The sequence below is a fragment of the Moorena sp. SIO4E2 genome, from assembly GCF_010671945.1.
In the GTDB taxonomy this organism is placed as follows: Bacteria; Cyanobacteriota; Cyanobacteriia; order Cyanobacteriales; family Coleofasciculaceae; genus Moorena; species Moorena producens.
Window position 1 is genome coordinate 1 of sequence record NZ_JAAHIE010000109.1, and the last position, 17523, is coordinate 17523.

The following is a 17523-nucleotide window of genomic DNA, read 5'->3' on the forward strand; positions in this document are numbered from 1 at the left end:
TGATAGCTGATAGCTGATAGCTGATAGCTGATAGCTGATAGCTGATAGCTGATAGCTGATAGCTGATAGCTGATAGCTGATAGCTGATAGCTGATAGCTGATAGCTGATAGCTGATAGCTGATAGCTAATAGCTGAATGCTTACGTTATTTTTTAACGTTTCTTGATCCAGATCAATTTAGAAAAAGAACCAGGAGTTGGGTCTGAGTTTTCGATTTAGGAGCAGTTTATTAAATTTTGTTAAGCACTATTGGCTTAAATCCACTAACATAGAACAGAATTAGAGAAAATGGCTAATTAGAGAAATTCAGAAAGTATCATGAAATACGGAATTGATATTGGTCACAACTTGCCCGCTGATACAGGAGCTCAAGGTATCAGAGTAGAAGATGAAATGACTAGGGACGTCGGAACGAGAGTAATTTCAAAATTGAGAGACTTGGGACATCAGGTAGTTGAATGCAAGCCTAAAAGTGCGAGTACTTTAGGCAGCTCGCTGCGGCAACGGTGCAATATTGCCAATGCTAATCGAGTTGATCAGTTTGTTTCAATTCATTTTAATGGGTTTAATGGCCAAGCTAATGGAACAGAAGTATTTGCGATTAGTAATACTGCCAAAAAAATTGCCCAGCCAGTTTTAGAAAAAATAGTCGAGTTGGGTTACTTCAATAGAAAGGTTAAAAATGGCTCTCATTTATATGTCCTCCGATATACCAATATGCCAGCAATTCTGATCGAAAGCTGCTTTTGTGATTCCCAAAAAGATATGGCACTCTACGATCCAGAAGCATTGGCTAATGCAATTGTTAAAGGATTAACTGGAGAAGAGCCACCAACTACTAAATCTTCCTCCGAAGATAATGTTCTAGAATTACAAAAAGCTCTCAATCGCTTAAAAATTAAAAGTCCTGCTGGTAAGCCATTAGTAGAAAATGGCTCCCTTGATCAGGCGACTATAGCAGCAATAAAAACATTTCAAGCTATTGTAGGAATTAACCAAACTGGAATTGGTGACTCGACCACATGGAAGACTATTAATCAGATTCTTGAGCAACCCATACTTAGACCTAATCATGCTGGAGGTACCACAGTAAAATATCTCCAACGTCGGGTGGGAACTCAGGCAGATGGTATTTTTGGTTCAGGCACCGCAAGTGCTGTGATCAGATTTCAGAAACAACAAGGTTTAACGGCTGATGGTATTGTTGGAGCACAAACTTGGAGTCAATTGATTGACTAGCAAGGCTTTGAGGGACGTTTAGCATTGAACAGGTGCGACCCGTGGCGAATTTAATTCGCTTACGGAAAGCGCACCTCAAGCAGTTGCCTCACGTCTCACCGTCTCACCCGATCGGGAAGTGTGAGATTAATGGGGGATAGGAATTATATTATAATAATTATATTACCTCAAGATAATACCAATATTACTCGTTATTAGTATAGTTTTCCGTTAATAGGATAAGATAGTCTAATGCTCCATATAATCGGGACAATTTATCAATCGTAAAATTCTCGATATTTTGAGTAAAAATGTCCCTTTGTAATCGTCCAAACTGCCATAAATTACCATCAGTAACTATGCCATAAACAGGACGTTGAACATCTTGATTGATTTTTTGGGAAGCTACCAACTCGGCAAGGCATTGCCCCCAACCTTGTTGAAAATCATTTTTCTTTGCTTCGATAAGCGATGCAGCGCGGTCTTGGGGGTTTCCCCCATGAGCGACTGCATCAAGAATAATAAGCAGTGGCTTTTCTAAAACCGTTTTCCCTAATTCCGATTTTGTCGAAAATATATAGTCAGGAGTCCCTGATAGAACTTGGTCATAGAAGATGCTTTTTTGAATCCAGAAAGAATAGATTTTATAGTATTTTTTATAGAGTTCTCGCAACAATGGTGAAATGATAATTTCACTCCGGGAGGCTTCCGAGCTGAATACATCTATTGTTTCTTTATAAAACTCTAGGTCTTTCAAGAAAATTTCGGGTGGGTCAGTGTCTTGAGAAACGATAAAAGTTCCCTCTTCGTATTTAATTTGATAGTGTTTCTGTACATCAGCTATAGTTTTAAAGTCACTGAATGCCATAGTTAATCAGTCTCCTGATTGCGTCTAATTATATTTTAGAGACCAAACTATTTCGTTTTGAGATTGGAACAGATGTGCGGCTTAGCTAAGAGACTGTTGATAAAGAAAATTATAAAGTATATCTTAGAGGATATCTGAAAAGTTTTTTGATACTGAATTTTGCCCCCCTAGCCCCCCAACTTTGGGGGGAACAAGAGTCAATTTGCTTCTAAAAGTCCCCCAAAATTGGGGGACCAACGGGGGCTTGGATGTAGCAAATGAGACTTCTCAGACAACCTCTTAAGACGGCGATTATTCGCTGACTGTCATAGCACTTACGAAGTATAAAGTGCGATCGCTCTTAACGGTCAATAATAAGTATAAATACTTACCAATTACCGAAAATCAAGATTTGACTACAATTTAACCGTAAGCATTCACCAGTCAGCAGTCAGCTTATGCGCGTAGCCCATAGGCTGACCGCTGATAGCTGACTGGTTATAACTGGTAAATTATAACTGATAACTGATAGCTGATAACTGATAGCTGATAGCTAATAGCTTACAAATTAACTTATGAAAAAATCGATATTCAAAGAAAACCGCAAGTATACATTTAGTGACTATTTTGCGATGACCAATCCCACTGAGGAAATTGTTGGTGAGTTTGGTTACTCCTTTGGCATTGAATTAATTGACCTGCCTAAGTCTAGCAACTATGACCTAGATATCATTCAACAGCTCAACCATACTTACTACACCATTATTCCTAAAATCAGCCTTACCTCGGAAATTGCTAAACGGGAATTTCTGATTGCCCCACTAATCCTAGAAATTGCAAAGCTGCTCCCAGTTAAAGTCAATGTTGAGTATCCCCTAGACATTAACGATCAGCTAGGGGGAGCGCTAGACTACTTATTAAAAACTAGCCAAAATCTGATTATTATAGAAGCAAAAAAGAAAGATATTGATAGTGGCTTCAACCAGTTAGCAGCCGAACTAATTGCTTTAGATAAGTACGAAGATAGCGAATCTATTGAAATTATTTATGGTGCTGTGACTCTGGGGGATATTTGGAAATTTGGAACCCTTGATAGGAAACGGAAGCACATTGCCAAAACTATTCAAAGTCAGACTATTCCTAGAGATACAGAAGAAATATTCTCCATTTTGATTGGAATACTGAGCTTAAAACCAGACCAGACTTCAAATAAGCGGTAACCTATAATCTATAACCTGCAACCTATGGTCAATCGGGAGTAACGGATAATGATTATTGTCATTGACAACTACGACAGCTTTACCTACAACTTAGTCCAATACCTAGGAGAATTGGGTACCCAATTACCTGTGGGATCAGAGATTCAGGTCTATCGCAATGATAAAATTGATATACAGAAAATCCGCGACCTCAACCCAGATGGGGTCGTGATTTCTCCAGGGCCAGGACGCCCTGAAGATGCTGGGATATCAAGTGCTATCTACAGCAATTTGGGGTCAACTCTACCCATTCTAGGGGTTTGCTTGGGTCATCAAGCCTTGGGTCAGGTATTTGGCGGGAAAATTGTTTCGGCACCAGTATTGATGCATGGCAAAACCTCAGAAATTCATCACACTGGGGTTGGGGTTTTTCGGGGATTACCCAATCCTTTCATAGCGACTCGATACCATAGCTTAGTGATTGACCGTAGCTGCTGTCCTGATGTCTTGGAAATTACGGCTTGGGTAGATGATGGCACAATTATGGGAGTTAGACATCGGAACTATCCCCAGCTCGAAGGCGTCCAATTTCATCCAGAGAGTATTTTGACCTCTTCTGGTAAGCAACTTCTAAAAAACTTCTTAGAATCGCTGCCAGCATCTGCTACTCTCTCTATATCTCCCTGAAAATAAACTTGTTTCCAACAAACCATGAAACGGCGACAGTTGATGCGCTATGTCAGTGCGGGTGTACTCACAACTCTTTCAACCGGCTTAGCTTCTGGACTCAGTTCTTACCAAGCACAGCCATCACGCAATGTATTGACAGTAAAGTGGCTTGGTCATACCTGCTTTTTATTTACTGGGGGTGGTGTGCGAGTTTTAGTCAACCCATTCCAAACCATTGGGTGTACCGCTAAATACAACTCACCAAAAGTAGAGGCAGATTTAGTCCTAATCAGTAGCCTACTACTAGATGAAGGAGCAGCGGAAGGCATACCGGGCAGTCCCCGGCTCCTCTTTGAACCGGGTATTTTTCAAGCAAATGGGCTAAAATTCGAGGGAATTAGTATTCCTCACGACCGAGTCGGTGGACGTCGCTTTGGTAATAATGTTGCTTGGAAATGGACTCAAAACGGTATCAATATTCTACATCTGGGAGGAGCAGCAGCCCCTCTAGATATTGAGCAGAAAATTCTGATCGGGCGTCCTGATTTAGCGTTAATTCCAGTGGGAGGGGGACCGAAAGCCTACAACCCTCAAGAAGCTAAACAGGCATTTGATTTCCTTAAGGCAAAGATAATGATTCCTACTCATTTCCGAACCAAGGCGGCTGATGCCGAACAGTGTGATATTTTACCAGTGGAGGAGTTCTTAACATTGATGAAGGACACACCCATACGCCGTGCCAAAAACGATACCATTAGGATTAGCTCAGGGGATTTATCCCAGGATGGGTCAGTGATTCAACTAATGAGTTACAACTACAACTTCTAAATGCCCTTGCCTAGCCCCTTACCCAGACTGCAACCGCCTTTCTGGACTGGTGGAGTGGCGCTTGTAGCCATGATTTTCTGGATTGAAACCCTACGGCAGTTTGGGTTTATTGTTCCAACTCCGTTTATACTTCTTATCTTTGCTGTTGCCCTAACTGCCAGTATCGACGGATTACTTGCTGGAGTTACCAGTGCCACAGTATGGGCAATTTACCTGATCTATGCCTCTGCTGTTCACTTTGGTCCACCGAGTTTAACCGGGGGTTCAGTAGAGGTCAGTTTGGGGATTCTAGTGGTGGTCTTACTGGCTGTGCGGCTCGGCTGGATCAAAGACCAGAACCAGAAGCTGATCAAAAAGTTGCGACAAGCCAGCCTTGAGCTAGAACGACGGATTGAACAACGCACTGCTGAACTCTTAACTGCTAATTCTAGACTAGCCAAGGAGATTCGCGGACGCATTCTGGCTCAAGAGGCACTCGGAAAAAACGAATTGGCATTACAGTTAAGCCACAATCGACTCGAAAGTATCGAAAGTATTTTGAGTTCCCTAGAGGATGTGGTTTGGTCCGTGCGCCCCCAAACTTCCAAACTGCTTTACCTCAACTCCGCTGTTGACAATCTTTATGGTTATAGCATATCCGATTTTTTAGCTAACTCAAATATTTGGCTAGAGGGAATCCACCCAGAAGACCGAGAACGAGTTCAGCAGAAGCGAAATTTTATCAACAATAAATCATTGCCGTTGTCACCCCAATCACTCCTGGCAATTGACGGTATTGACTTAGAATATCGCATCGTGCGCTCTGATGGGCAGGTGCGCTGGATTCGTGATCACGTCCAAATTCACACCGATGCCCATGGTATCCCCATACGCATTGATGGTATTGTCACTGACATTACCAAAGCCAAGCAAGTCGAGAAAGCTTTGGGAGAGAGTCAGCGAAAATTCCAAGCCATCTTTGACCAGACCAGCCAATTTACTTGGCTGCTGCAACCAGATGGTACCTTGCTCGAAGCCAACCAAACCGCCCTTGACTTTAGCGGATTAACTCCGTCAGAGATTGTGGGTAAGCCCTTCTGGCAAATCCAATGGTGGACAAAGTCTACTCAAATCGAAAATCCTTTAAAAAATGCGATCGCGAGAGCAGCCACCGGTGAGTTTGTCCGTTATCAAGGGTCGGTGCTAGGGTTACAGGGTCAAGTGCTCACGATGGAGTTTTCCGTGAAACCGTTGCGGGATGAGAACGGAAATATAGTGTTGTTAATCCTAGAAGGTCGAGATATTAGCGATCGCATCAGAGCAGAAGCAGCAACTCTAGAGGCCCAAAACAAGGACATACTGCTTAAAGAGATTCACCATCGGGTCAAGAACAATTTACAAATTGTCTCAGGAATCCTTTACCTCCAATCTCGATATATAGATGATGAAAGTATCCTGGAGATCATCTGTGAAAGCCGCAACCGTCTCCAAGTCATGGCCTTAATCCATGAGAAATTGTATGGCTCTAAGAACCTGAGCCAGCTTGACTTCGAAGATTATATTCAATCTCTGACTAAGGACTTATTAAGATCTTACACCTGTAGTAATCATCCCCCTAGGATTAAGGTTAATTTTGTTAAGAAATTTCTGGACATCGACAGGGCCATTCCCTGTGGTTTAATTATTAATGAATTAGTCTCCAATGCCCTCAAACACGCTTTTCCAGAAGTAGATGGCGGTGAAATTATTGTTGACTTTAAGTGCCGTGAGGATAACTATTTTGAACTGATGGTCAGTGACAATGGTCTTGGCATCCGAGAAGGTATAGATTTAGCAAACCCCAAGACCCTAGGGCTACGCTTAGTCCATACCCTAGCCACTAAGCAACTCAAAGGTGAGCTTGAGTTAGATACAAGTCATGGTGTTATGTTTAAAATTAAATTTTCATAAAGTTTAAACAAGTTTAAACAAGCTTAAAGCATTAGGAAATTTTTCAAGACCCACCCTCGAATTGTGATATAGAACTATCAGGTTGTGAGGCAGTTAACTAACTGGCAGCACAGAACCAAAGCAAAAATTATTAAGTAGGGAGAACACACTGGCTTGCTTCAAAGTTAAGACAAGGGACAACCCAAGGTAACTTAAAAAGCAATTCCATAACTAGGAAATGTCACAAATAAACATCTTAGTGGTTGAAGATGAAGCGATCACAGCTGAAGTTATTGCTGAACAGCTCATACAGTTGGGATACACAGTAACCGATAGCGTCACCTCTGGTACGGGCGCTATCAGCAGCACTGCCAATAACCAGCCTGATTTAGTCCTGATGGATATTACCTTAGATCCAAACGATATAGATGGCATAACTGCTGCTCAGCGCATCCGAGAGCAATTCCAGATTCCAGTAGTCTATTTGACAGCCCACTCTGATGAGAGTACCCTAGCCCGAGCTAAGAGGACAGCACCGTTCGGGTATCTGATCAAACCATTTAACGAACGGGAATTGCGGGTAGCGATTGAAACGGCCCTCTATAGGCACCAGCTGGAAAAAGAGTTAGTCAAACAGCAGGATCTGCTAGCCACAATACTCAGCTCCACTAATGATGCTGTGATCGCTACCAATGAAACAGGAGCAATCACCTACATGAACCCAGCAGCTGCAACCCTCACTGGCTGGACAGTAGCAGAAGCTTCTGGGCAAAGCATTACAGATGTGATTCAAATTGTAGACGAACTCACTGATACCCCACTCCAGAACCCAGTCATGGAAGTGCTTCAGGAAGAAAGGGTCATTTTTGTGGATCAGGGCATAGGTTTGATTGCCAAAGACGGTAGCAAGATCTCCGTGGGAGATAGTGCTTCCCCGATTACAGAAGAAGATGGTACCATCAAGGGTGTAGTTCTTGTGCTGTGGAATATCAGGGAACAGCAACAACCAGAATTATTGGCAGTAGAAAGATCAAAATTGCCAGCCAAAGCTGCCGCTAGCCGACAAGCTGAAGCTCAAGTGGGTCAAATATTGTCTGCAGTACAAGAACTAGGGGAACTGAAATCTGACCTAATCGCTAGGATTTCCCATGAGTTTCGCACTCCCCTATCGATTATCCTAACTGCTGCTGAAGTCCTGCAAAAATACGGTTCCAAGTTGTCACCGCACAAAAAAGAAAGAAACTTGTATCGGATTCAATCATCAGTGATGCGAATGACTCGAATTATGGAGGATGTTCTGACCTTAAGCAAGGCTGAATCCGGTGAACTCCAGCTCAACTGTGTGCCCGTAGATGTGGTTGAATTCTGCCGCAGTTTAGTCGAAGAGCAGCAAATCATTGTGGGAAAGCGCTATACTATTGAGTTATTTGCTCAGGATTACCCTGGCCTAGTTGAGCTGGATGAACAAATCCTACGGCAAATTTTGAGCAATTTGCTGACCTTAGCAACTCATTACTCCTTGAAGGGTAGTATGATTGCTTTGGAAATTTTTTGTGAAGATAACCAAATTGTGTTCCAGGTAAAAGACCAAGGCAGTGGGATTGTGCCCGAAGGTCAGGGACAATTATTTGAAGCGTTCTTCCGAGCTAGTAATATTGGTTCTATGTATTCTTCAGGAATGGGGCTAGGCATGATCCGCAAGTTTGTGGATTTGCATCATGGTCAAATTACCTTAACTAGTCAAGTCGGAGTTGGTACAACCTATACGGTAAAATTGCCATTAACCAGTTCTATATAGGTGGGCTTGGGCTAAAAAGAAATATAGCAAACAACTAACCAATAACTAAGGATGATTCCACAAACCGAATATAAAGAGCGTCGTGAACAGTTGATGAGTAAGATTGGCAACGGGACCGCAATCTTTCGGAGCGCCCCGGTTGCCATTATGCATAATACTGTGGAATACAATTTCCGACAGGATAGCGATTTTTTTTACTTGACCGGTTTCAATGAACCAGAAGCAGTAATTGTACTAGCGCCCCATCACGAAGAACACCGATTTGTCCTGTTTGTGCAACCGAAAGAACCAGAGAAAGAAGTCTGGACAGGCTATCGGAAAGGTGTGGAAGCAGCAAAAGAACAATTTGGAGCGGATGAGACCTATCCGATTACTGAGTTGAATGAGAAGTTACCTCAGTATTTAAAAAAGGCCGATCGAATTTATTACCACTTGGGACGGGATAAACCTTTCAATGATACCATCCTGAAACACTGGCAAAGGTTGATGGGACTTTATCCCAAAAACGGAACCGGACCGATGGCTCTCGAATCGACTAACTTAATTCTCTATGGGATGCGCCGGGTTAAGAGTACTACGGAATTGAAGTTGATGCGTCAAGCTGTGGAAATCTCTGTGGACGCCCATAACCATGCTAGAGCATTTACTCAACCTGGACGTTATGAATATGAAGTGCAGGCAGAGCTAGAACATGATTTTCGGCGACGAGGTGCCATCGGACCGGCTTACCCGAGCATAGTAGCATCTGGGGCCAATAGCTGCATACTACACTATACCGAGAACAATCGACAGATGCAAGACGGGGATTTACTACTGATTGATGCTGGTTGTTCTTATGGGTATTATAACGCTGATATTACTCGGACATTTCCAGTGGGTGGTAAGTTTACCCCAGAGCAGAAAATTCTGTATGAGCTGGTCTTGAAGGCACAGTTGAATGCGATCGCACAAGTTAAACCAGGGAATCCCTTTAATCAGTTTCATGACACGGCTGTGAAAATCCTGGTGGAAGGGTTAATCGATTTGGGACTCCTGGCCGGTGATAGTGAGGAAATTATTAAAGAGAAGAAATATAAACATCTATATATGCACCGCACCGGTCACTGGCTGGGATTGGATGTCCATGACAGTGGAGGGTACAAACAGGGGGAGAACTGGCATATTTTTCAGCCCGGTAATGTAGTAACAGTAGAACCAGGACTTTATATTGGTCCTGATACTGAGCCTTTGGAAGGTCAGCCAGCTATTGATCAGCGCTGGCGCGGGATTGGGATTCGGATTGAGGATGATGTGTTAGTGACTGAGTCAGGGAATGAAGTCTTGACTGCTGGTGTGCCCAAATCCGTAGAGGAGCTAGAGACTTAAGCGATTACAAGCTTTTTCATTCCCGATTCCCGATTCCCGATTCCCGATTCCCGATTCCCTGTTCCCGATTCCCGATTCCCGATTCCCGATTCCCGATTCCCGATTCCCGATTCCCGATTCCCTGGGTGCAGCGCTATAGCTACCATTTTAAAAAACAATGGACAATGTGAATGATTCTTTATCTCGGCAAGAGTCAAAGTTTCAGCAACTACAGCACCAATTACGCGATCGCTGGCAGAGTAGTGATCAATTTGACCAAGACGACCACGATATTCTGGTAGTACCTTCTGTCAGTGTTGACCAACGGGAACTGCTGAAAGTTGAGGGTTTTTTGCACTACGAAGAACGGTTATTATTTTCCCTAATTCGTCTGCGCAACCCTTACACACGGTTAATTTATGTTACCGCTGTGCCGTTGCCACCGATTGTGATTGATTACTACTTGCAGCTTCTGCCAGGAATTCCCTTTTCCCATGCACGCGATCGCTTACTGCTGTTTTCCACCTATGATGCTTCCCTCAAGCCACTTAGCCAAAAGATTCTAGAACGTCCCCGCTTGATGAAGCGGATTCGTCAAGCCTTACGTCCAGGAAAGTCTTACATGTCTTGTTACAACTCTACTAATCTAGAGCGCGAGATATCCTTAAAATTGAACTTACCCCTACTTGCCCCAGACCCAGATTTGCTTTATTGGGGTACCAAGAGCGGTAGTCGGCAAATTTTTGCTGACAGTGGTGTCCCCCATCCCGACGGCAGTGAGTTAGTCTGGACCGTTGATGATTTAGTCGAAGCAACAGCGCAGTTATGGCACAGGCAACCGCAACTGAACAAGATTGTGATTAAACTCAACGAAGGGTTTTCTGGGGAGGGCAATGCTATCTTGGACTTGAAACCACTATCGGAGGTAGGTCCGGGAAATGTTTCCCATACTCAAACAGTAGCGGCTTTGAAAGAAAAGATCGTAAATTTGAGATTTCAAGCTAGTGGGGAAACCTGGGAGAGTTATAGCAGTCGGATACCGCAGTTAGGGGCAATTGCCGAAGCCTTTATTGACGGAGAAAAAAAGCGATCGCCTAGCGTTCAGGCTTATATTACCCCCCATGGCGAGGTCAAGATTCTCTCGACTCACGATCAAATTCTCGGCGGATCAGACGGTCAGATTTATTTAGGTTGTCGATTTCCCGCTGATCCAGGTTATCGCCTACAATTGCAAGATTTGGGACTACGAGTCGGTCAGACCTTAGCGAAAAAAGGAGCAATAGAGCGTTACGGTGTAGATTTTGTTGCGGTTCATCAGCCCGATCGGGATACCTGGGACTTACAAGCCATTGAAATCAACCTGCGCAAAGGCGGTACAACCCATCCCTTTATGACCCTGAAATTCATGACCAATGGTCGCTATGACCTCTCCACTGGTCTTTTTTGCTCTCAAGAGGGTCAACCAAAGCACTATATTGCCACGGACAATTTACAAAAAGATAGTTACAAAGGGTTAATGCCCAATGACTTGATGGATATTATCGCCTACCATCAACTGCATTTTGATAGCAGCACCAAAACTGGCACTGTATTTCACTTAATAGGCACACTCTCTGAATTTGGCAAACTAGGGTTAACCAGCATTGGAGATTCTCCCCAACAAGCAGAAGAAATCTATAACCAAGTTGTGAGGGTACTGGATCTAGAAACTAAATCCGACAAAGATGCTAATGTCTCAGTTTCCCATCCCAGTATTCCGATTGCTTGGAATAGATAGTAAAGGGAATAGTAGAATTAAGAATGTAGAATTAAAAATGTATAATTTAGAATGAAAAATTGAGAATGGAGAAGTTTAGGGACTTGCATGTAAAAAAAATACCAATTAAAGTAGGGTGGGCAAAGTTCTCTTATCTAGAAGACTCATTTGAACCAAAATATTTTTGCCCACCCTACAAGCTAAAATCTGGTATTTTATTTTTTGGCTACTCCCCTAGGTGCTAACTTAGCAATTATGACAGACAAACTTCAACATGTTATATTTTTTTAATTCTTAATTCTTAATTCTTAATTCTACATTCTCAATTCTTAATTCAAAATATCTTTGCCGAATGGGTTAGTGGATCAAACTCAAATCGCTGGTCGTAGTTTGTTTCCCCATAAATATTAAAGGTAATTGTTGGTTCATCTCCCATTGCTTCTACACTATGAATAGCATCAGAGGTAAAACTAATAATATCTCCAGGGAATAGGATTTTTTCCCCAACTTGTTCGATGCGATCGCGAAAGTCTGGGTCATCAGTACGCCGCCAAAAGGTGTTTTTTTCCTGGCCACTGATCACGGCTACTACTCCCCATGTACCATGGTTGTGAATGGGAGAAACTCTTCCCGGTAACCAGACTACATTTTGGACGGTTAAGGGATAATTGATTTCATCATAAAGCATTTGCACCGACCAGCCTGGGTCAGGGTTAGGTTCAAGATATTCACCCTGTAGCCAGTAGGAACTAGTGAGTAAGCGACGTACCAAAGGACGAATGACTTGGAGCAGTTGGCGCTCATCGTTAATCTGATCGAGAGTATCCTCTAGGTCAGTCAGAAACCGATAGAGTCGATAGGGTTTCGTTGACCATTCCCAGTCACTAGGTATCTCACAGGCTTCACAGTTGCCTTGATTTGTCAGCAACCAATCACTACTTTCCATACAGTTTACCTAAGCAAGGTTTTTGATAGATGTTTTGTAAGCTATCAGCTATCAGCTATCAGCTATCAGCTATCAGCTATCAGGTTTCAGGTTTCAGGTTTCAGCTCTCAGCTCTCAGCTCTCAGCTCTCAGCTCTCAGCTCTCAGCTCTCAGCTCTCAGCTTATGCACATAAGCTGACGATGTTTTTAAGTTACATTTCAATTTACATTTGAATTTACGAAAAAAAGCAATCACAAAATTACCCTTGCTTCAGGAGACAGGGCTGTTTTAAAGTCTGACTGAAATTTGACTGCTGGGAAAGCAGCTAAATCGCTACTAGTCATTTCTCAGCTCTTCCTCAGTCATCTCTCAGGTTTCATTCAGTTTCAAGCAATTCATTTTAAGCCATTTCAATTATTACTCATGTACAATGCAGATAAAAATTAACCTTCATTACAGCAAAGGAGGGAATTGCCATGAAAATTAAGTATTTTGCTACTATCGCTGCTGCCTCAATTGTCACTCTAGGACTGGTAACATCCTGTGGTGCTCCCACAACCAATACTACTCCTGGTGAGAGTACTACAGAGCAAGGCAATCCTTGTGCCGGTAAATCCAATCCTTGTGCAAGTAAAAAGAATCCTTGTGCAAGTAAAAAGAATCCTTAATCATGTCCACCTATGATCTCCCGCACCTAAGATACCCTGATCATAGGTGGATTTGCCCCTATTGCTGCTGGTGTGATGGCAGCTTAGCATTTCCCTGGCCATACTAGCAGATTACTTAATTGCTGCCTCGGTGATGTTTGTGCCAGCCGCCCTTCCCTTTACCTGTAGGCTTTCTAAGCCATCTGATCATAATAAGTTTGATCATAAGTTTGACAGCTTGTAATGTGTATGACGAGTTGTCATATAATTGAACCGTTGACAGTCATGGTTCAATTTTTTTTATGAAAAACATAGCATTGAAAAAGCTACTATCACTGCTTGTGGTAACCTTCTGTATCTTGACCTTTACCTATGGTTGCGGTGGCGCAACTACAGCTACTGTTCCTCCAGAAAGCACACCTGCCCCAGCTGCTGAAGTTGCCCAAGAGGCGGAATCCCCAGCGGAACCCGCTGAGATCGCTGAAGAAGAACCTACTCCAGCGGAACCCACGGAGGTGGCTGTAGCACCTGAGCCTGCTGCTGCAGCTGGTGGAGGAACCTACACTATAAAAATGGGTACAGACAATGGGCAACTAAAATTTGAACCAAGTGTTATTACCATCAAAGCAGGGGAAACTGTCAAGTGGGTGATGAACAAAATTGGTCCTCATAATGTTATTGTTGATGGCTATCCATCTCTGAGTCACAAAAACATGTTGATGGCTGCGGGTTCTTCCTATACATCTACGTTTGATGAGCCTGGTACATACTCCTACTACTGTGCCCCCCACCGTGGTGCTGGCATGGGAGGCACAATCATTGTTGAAGCTGAGTCATAGTAGCACTAGGACTAGGGCTGTGGATCAAGACTTCCAGCAATGTCAAAACCACACAGCTTTCACAAGATTAACTATTCTAAGACTTAAGCGATCGCAAATCGTGGTAGTTTTGTGAATTTAAATCAAGACTTACCCAGCAACTATAACCGTAGGGTATGACGTCAGGGCGCACAGTGTGCGCCCTGACTGCGCTTCAAGTCAGGAAAAAAGAAGTTTGACAGCTTGTCTTTTGACGGAAAGAAAGACATGATCTGACAATCCTGTATGGACTAGCCAACTTGTTTTTTTTAATCTCATGAGACAAATTGCATTGAAAAAGCTATTATCACTCCTAGTGGTAACGGTCTGTGTGTTGACCTTTACCTATGGTTGCGCTGGGTCAACTACAGCTACTGTTCCTCCAGAAACCACACCTGCCCCAACTGCTGCAGTTACTGAAACCGTGGAATCCCCAGCGGAACCCACCGAAGTAGCAGAGGAAGAAACTGCTCCTGCTGAACCTACCGAAGTAGCAGAGGAAGAAACTGCTCCTGCTGAACCTACTGAGGTAGCAGAGGAAGAAACTGCTCCTGCTGAACCTACCGAAGTAGCAGAGGAAGAAACTGCTCCTGCTGAACCTACTGAGGTAGCAGAGGAAGAAACTACTCCTGCTGAACCTACTGAGGTAGCAGAGGAAGAAACTACTCCTGCTGAACCTGTCGAAGTAGCTGTAGCCGTAGATGAAGCAGCCCTAGCTAAATCAGGACAACTCTTCGCAAGTAACTGTGCCAGTTGTCATAAGGGTGGAAATAATTTACTCAATCCCCAAAAAACTCTGAAAAAGGATATCCTTGAGAAGTATGGCATGTACTCTAAGGACAAGATTGTTTACCAGATCACCAATGGTAAGCCCCCCATGCCAGCCTTCAAAGGTCGTCTAAAAGCGGATCAGATTGCAGCCCTTGCTGATTATGTGTTGTATCAAGCTGACAATGGTTGGCAGTAGATTGATTCAATTGGGTTTATAAAGGATTTGTGAAACTCAATCAACCCAAAACATTTGTAGTTCAGGGATTCTGTCTAAGTAATAATTCACAACCTATTTAGAATTCCTAGATTACTAAAGGAATTGAAACTTTAAGTTAGTGGTTAGTAGTTAGTTGTTGGTGTTATTTTCATTAGCAACTGGCTGCTAACCACTAATTCTTTTTTTATAGCGCTGCGCTATAGCTGAAGATCTTTTTAACGAAAAAATCAAATCATCAAGGGGTGATAATGATCATCACCCCTTGAGCCCCTAAGATTATTCGTCTTGCTCCATCGGCAGACCTCTATCAAAAAAAAATCAAAAATTTCGCATCGGGCATCAACTGTTTCAGAGCCTGGGAATGGCTCTTGGCATCGGAAAGGTTGTCAAATCGAGCGAAAACTAGTGGTGGCATCGGTGGCAATAGCCGAATCATTACCCATCCGTATAGGCGCTGACTATAGCACATAATATAAGTTGTCTCCTGTAAATGGGGATCAAGAGCCAGCCCGACCCGCTTGAACATGTCCGGGCTGGCTCTTCCGTGGAATTTATTCTCCACACTTTTAGTTTACCACAAAAAACATTATATTATAGCATATTTTGAAAAATTTTGTAACAAACTTGTGAGGGAGTCGGGAGTAGGGAATCGGGAGTCGGGAGCAGGGCTATAATTTTAGATTATATTAAGTTTTTTTGGTCAGGATTTGTGATACAATCTTAATAGATATTAGTAACACAATCTTAATCATCTATAGGGAACCGGTTTCTAATGGGAACTCCCTTGCTTCGGTTTTCTTTAGGGAGTCGTAAGCTATCAGTTATCAGCTATCAGCTTATGGGCTACGCGCACGCGATCGCGTTCAGCTATCAGCTTATGGGCTATGCACATGGTTATTGATAAGTTCTGTAGGGTGCGTTAGGGGCGGTCGCCCTAATTTTCCGCCTCTTCGTGTCTGGTTGTGACAGCCCGCCCCGTAACGCACCACCGGGTCAAACACCATGCATTAAGATGCACCCTCTTAGCTCCAGTAGGGATTTAAAAATAATACTGGTTTATCCTGGTCTAGCAACTAATCACTATAGCACTTCTGATAGTAATTAAAATCTACAAGATTTATTCCCGACTCCCGACTCCCGACTCCCGACTCCCGACTCCCTAATTTATAGCTCACCCAATTAATAACTCCTATAAATGCTAATGAAAGCTCAAACAATTCTAGCAAGATATGCCCAAGGAGAAAGGGATTTCCGAAAGGTAAATCTCAGGGGTCAGTCATTCCAAGGGAGAGACCTTTCAGGGGCAGATTTTAGTGAAGCTGATATTAGAGGAGCTAACTTTAAGAATACTATTCTAACTGGGACTAAGTTCTGTAAAGCTAAGGCTGGATTACCACAATCGTGGTCAATTGTTATTATATTGGTTTCATCGATGATCGCCTTAATACTATCAGCAATTGTATCATTTTATGGTGGGTGTTATGCAGCATTTATTGTTAACTATGTCCAGGGAGCAAACCTAATCTTCGCCTGGATAGCCTTGGTGGCAATAATTGTTTTATTTGTTGTTATCCTTGGTCAAGGTATTCAAACAGTCCAAGCCTTAGTGGTAGGCTTGGTCTTTGCCTTTGCCGTAGCTGTCGCTGTCGCTGGAGCCTTTGGCTTAGCTTTCCCCTTCGCCCTAGCCTTTGCCTTAGGCTTACCCTTCGCCCTAGCCCTAGCCGTAGCTACAACTGGAGCGGGATCGGGAGTCTTGGATGGTGTCTTAGTGGGAGTCTTAGGCTTGTTGGTAGCTGTAGGTGGAGCGGTAGCTGGAGTGTTTGCTGTACAGCAGTCAGCCTTGCCATTTACCAAAACAGGAACCTTGGGCTTCGACCTGGCATCTGCCATAGGTGGAACCTTGGCCTTCCTCTTGGCGTTACTTGGTTCTTACCTGGGCTGGGGTGCTCTCACCGAAGACCCTAAACATGCCTGGATTCGGAGTACTGCGATCGCATTTGCGGCTACAGGGGGTACTAGTTTTTACAACGCTGACCTAACCGATGCTGACTTTACCGGAGCTACCCTCAAAAGTACAGATTTAAGAAAGGCTAATCTTACTGATACTTGTTTGGATAATACTAGTGAACTTGACTTGGCTAGACGAGATCAAACCTAAGCATTCAGCCGTCAGCCGTCAGCCGTCAGCCTTCAGCCTTTAGCTGAAAACAAGCGTAAGTATTCAGTCGGGAGTGCAGAGTCGGGCTATTTGATTACTCCCCCCTTTGATAAGGGGGGTTGGGGGGGATCGATTCCGGATCTGCTTCAGGGTTGAGATCCCCTTCATTACTCCCCCCTTTGATAAGGGGGGTTGGGGGGGATCGATTCCGGATCTGCTTCAGGGTTGAGATCCCCCGTTGGTCCCCCTTAATAAGCTATGCATTAGTCACATCTTTCTTAACAATCCAGAGAGCTGATGGGACGTGAGGCAAGGTGGAATTACTTCATATTACTTAATCCATATCCGTGTTGAGTTTTTGTTCTTCCATTCAACCTCCA

17 protein-coding genes are annotated in these 17523 nt (G+C 43.4%); 13 read left to right on the forward strand and 4 right to left on the reverse strand.

The window, feature by feature from the left end:
- The first annotated feature begins 318 nt into the window (after window positions 1-318).
- On the forward strand, window positions 319-1239 hold the full coding sequence (locus F6K37_RS14115; protein WP_008181337.1) for an N-acetylmuramoyl-L-alanine amidase: 921 nt from the start codon (window positions 319-321) through the stop codon (window positions 1237-1239).
- Between the two features lie 184 nt (window positions 1240-1423).
- Here F6K37_RS14115 and F6K37_RS14120 read toward each other — a convergent pair whose 3' ends face one another.
- Complete coding sequence (locus F6K37_RS14120) at window positions 1424-2086, reverse strand: hypothetical protein (protein ID WP_008181339.1); 663 nt, start codon at window positions 2084-2086, stop codon at window positions 1424-1426.
- A gap of 554 nt (window positions 2087-2640) precedes the next feature.
- On the opposite strand from F6K37_RS14120, the gene F6K37_RS14125 reads away from it, so the two are divergent.
- The 6 genes from F6K37_RS14125 (at window position 2641) to F6K37_RS14150 (ending at window position 9832) form a co-directional block, all read left to right on the forward strand.
- Window positions 2641-3285, forward strand: coding sequence for a hypothetical protein (locus F6K37_RS14125; protein ID WP_008181341.1), 645 nt, complete (start codon window positions 2641-2643; stop codon window positions 3283-3285).
- 48 nt (window positions 3286-3333) lie between these two features.
- Window positions 3334-3951, forward strand: a complete 618-nt coding sequence (locus F6K37_RS14130; protein WP_008181343.1) for an anthranilate synthase component II — start codon at window positions 3334-3336, stop codon at window positions 3949-3951.
- A 24-nt stretch (window positions 3952-3975) separates the two neighbouring features.
- Window positions 3976-4761: an MBL fold metallo-hydrolase gene (locus tag F6K37_RS14135; RefSeq protein WP_008181344.1), complete on the forward strand. Its 786-nt coding sequence runs from the start codon at window positions 3976-3978 to the stop codon at window positions 4759-4761.
- Window positions 4762-4767: 6 nt separating this feature from the next.
- Window positions 4768-6690 (forward strand): sensor histidine kinase, encoded by a 1923-nt coding sequence (locus F6K37_RS14140; protein ID WP_287250856.1) that lies wholly within the window; start codon window positions 4768-4770, stop codon window positions 6688-6690.
- 217 nt (window positions 6691-6907) lie between these two features.
- On the forward strand, window positions 6908-8467 hold the full coding sequence (locus tag F6K37_RS14145) for a hybrid sensor histidine kinase/response regulator (RefSeq protein ID WP_287250857.1): 1560 nt from the start codon (window positions 6908-6910) through the stop codon (window positions 8465-8467).
- Window positions 8468-8518: 51 nt separating this feature from the next.
- The gene (locus F6K37_RS14150) at window positions 8519-9832 is read left to right on the forward strand and encodes an aminopeptidase P N-terminal domain-containing protein (RefSeq protein WP_287250858.1); all 1314 of its coding nucleotides are present in this window, start codon (window positions 8519-8521) and stop codon (window positions 9830-9832) included.
- On the opposite strand, the gene F6K37_RS14155 is transcribed toward F6K37_RS14150, so the two are convergent.
- Complete coding sequence (locus F6K37_RS14155; protein WP_287250859.1) at window positions 9829-9978, reverse strand: hypothetical protein; 150 nt, start codon at window positions 9976-9978, stop codon at window positions 9829-9831. The two genes, F6K37_RS14150 and F6K37_RS14155, sit on opposite strands and share 4 nt — an antisense overlap.
- An 11-nt stretch (window positions 9979-9989) precedes the next feature.
- Between F6K37_RS14155 and F6K37_RS14160 the strand changes: the two genes are divergently transcribed.
- Window positions 9990-11588, forward strand: a complete 1599-nt coding sequence (locus F6K37_RS14160) for a peptide ligase PGM1-related protein (RefSeq protein WP_287250860.1) — start codon at window positions 9990-9992, stop codon at window positions 11586-11588.
- A 313-nt stretch (window positions 11589-11901) separates the two neighbouring features.
- Here F6K37_RS14160 and F6K37_RS14165 read toward each other — a convergent pair whose 3' ends face one another.
- Entirely contained in the window at window positions 11902-12513 is a 612-nt protein-coding gene (locus F6K37_RS14165; RefSeq protein ID WP_008181349.1) for a cysteine dioxygenase family protein, read from the reverse strand.
- A 456-nt stretch (window positions 12514-12969) separates the two neighbouring features.
- Here F6K37_RS14165 and F6K37_RS14170 point away from each other — a divergent pair, with 456 nt between their 5' ends.
- The 3 genes from F6K37_RS14170 (at window position 12970) to F6K37_RS14180 (ending at window position 14964) form a co-directional block, all read left to right on the forward strand.
- A complete protein-coding gene (locus F6K37_RS14170) occupies window positions 12970-13161 on the forward strand; it encodes a hypothetical protein (protein WP_287250861.1) in 192 nt (63 codons plus the stop codon).
- Between the two features lie 296 nt (window positions 13162-13457).
- On the forward strand, window positions 13458-13979 hold the full coding sequence (gene petE, locus F6K37_RS14175; RefSeq protein ID WP_287250863.1) for a plastocyanin: 522 nt from the start codon (window positions 13458-13460) through the stop codon (window positions 13977-13979).
- Window positions 13980-14274: 295 nt separating this feature from the next.
- Window positions 14275-14964, forward strand: coding sequence for a c-type cytochrome (locus F6K37_RS14180; RefSeq protein ID WP_287250864.1), 690 nt, complete (start codon window positions 14275-14277; stop codon window positions 14962-14964).
- A 328-nt stretch (window positions 14965-15292) separates the two neighbouring features.
- Here F6K37_RS14180 and F6K37_RS14185 read toward each other — a convergent pair whose 3' ends face one another.
- The gene (locus F6K37_RS14185; protein ID WP_287250865.1) at window positions 15293-15547 is read right to left on the reverse strand and encodes a hypothetical protein; all 255 of its coding nucleotides are present in this window, start codon (window positions 15545-15547) and stop codon (window positions 15293-15295) included.
- A gap of 210 nt (window positions 15548-15757) precedes the next feature.
- On the opposite strand from F6K37_RS14185, the gene F6K37_RS14190 reads away from it, so the two are divergent.
- Both F6K37_RS14190 and F6K37_RS14195 read left to right on the forward strand, forming a co-directional pair.
- The gene (locus F6K37_RS14190) at window positions 15758-15886 is read left to right on the forward strand and encodes a hypothetical protein (RefSeq protein ID WP_287250866.1); all 129 of its coding nucleotides are present in this window, start codon (window positions 15758-15760) and stop codon (window positions 15884-15886) included.
- A gap of 300 nt (window positions 15887-16186) precedes the next feature.
- Complete coding sequence (locus F6K37_RS14195; protein ID WP_287250867.1) at window positions 16187-17143, forward strand: pentapeptide repeat-containing protein; 957 nt, start codon at window positions 16187-16189, stop codon at window positions 17141-17143.
- The last annotated feature ends 380 nt before the right edge of the window (window positions 17144-17523 follow it).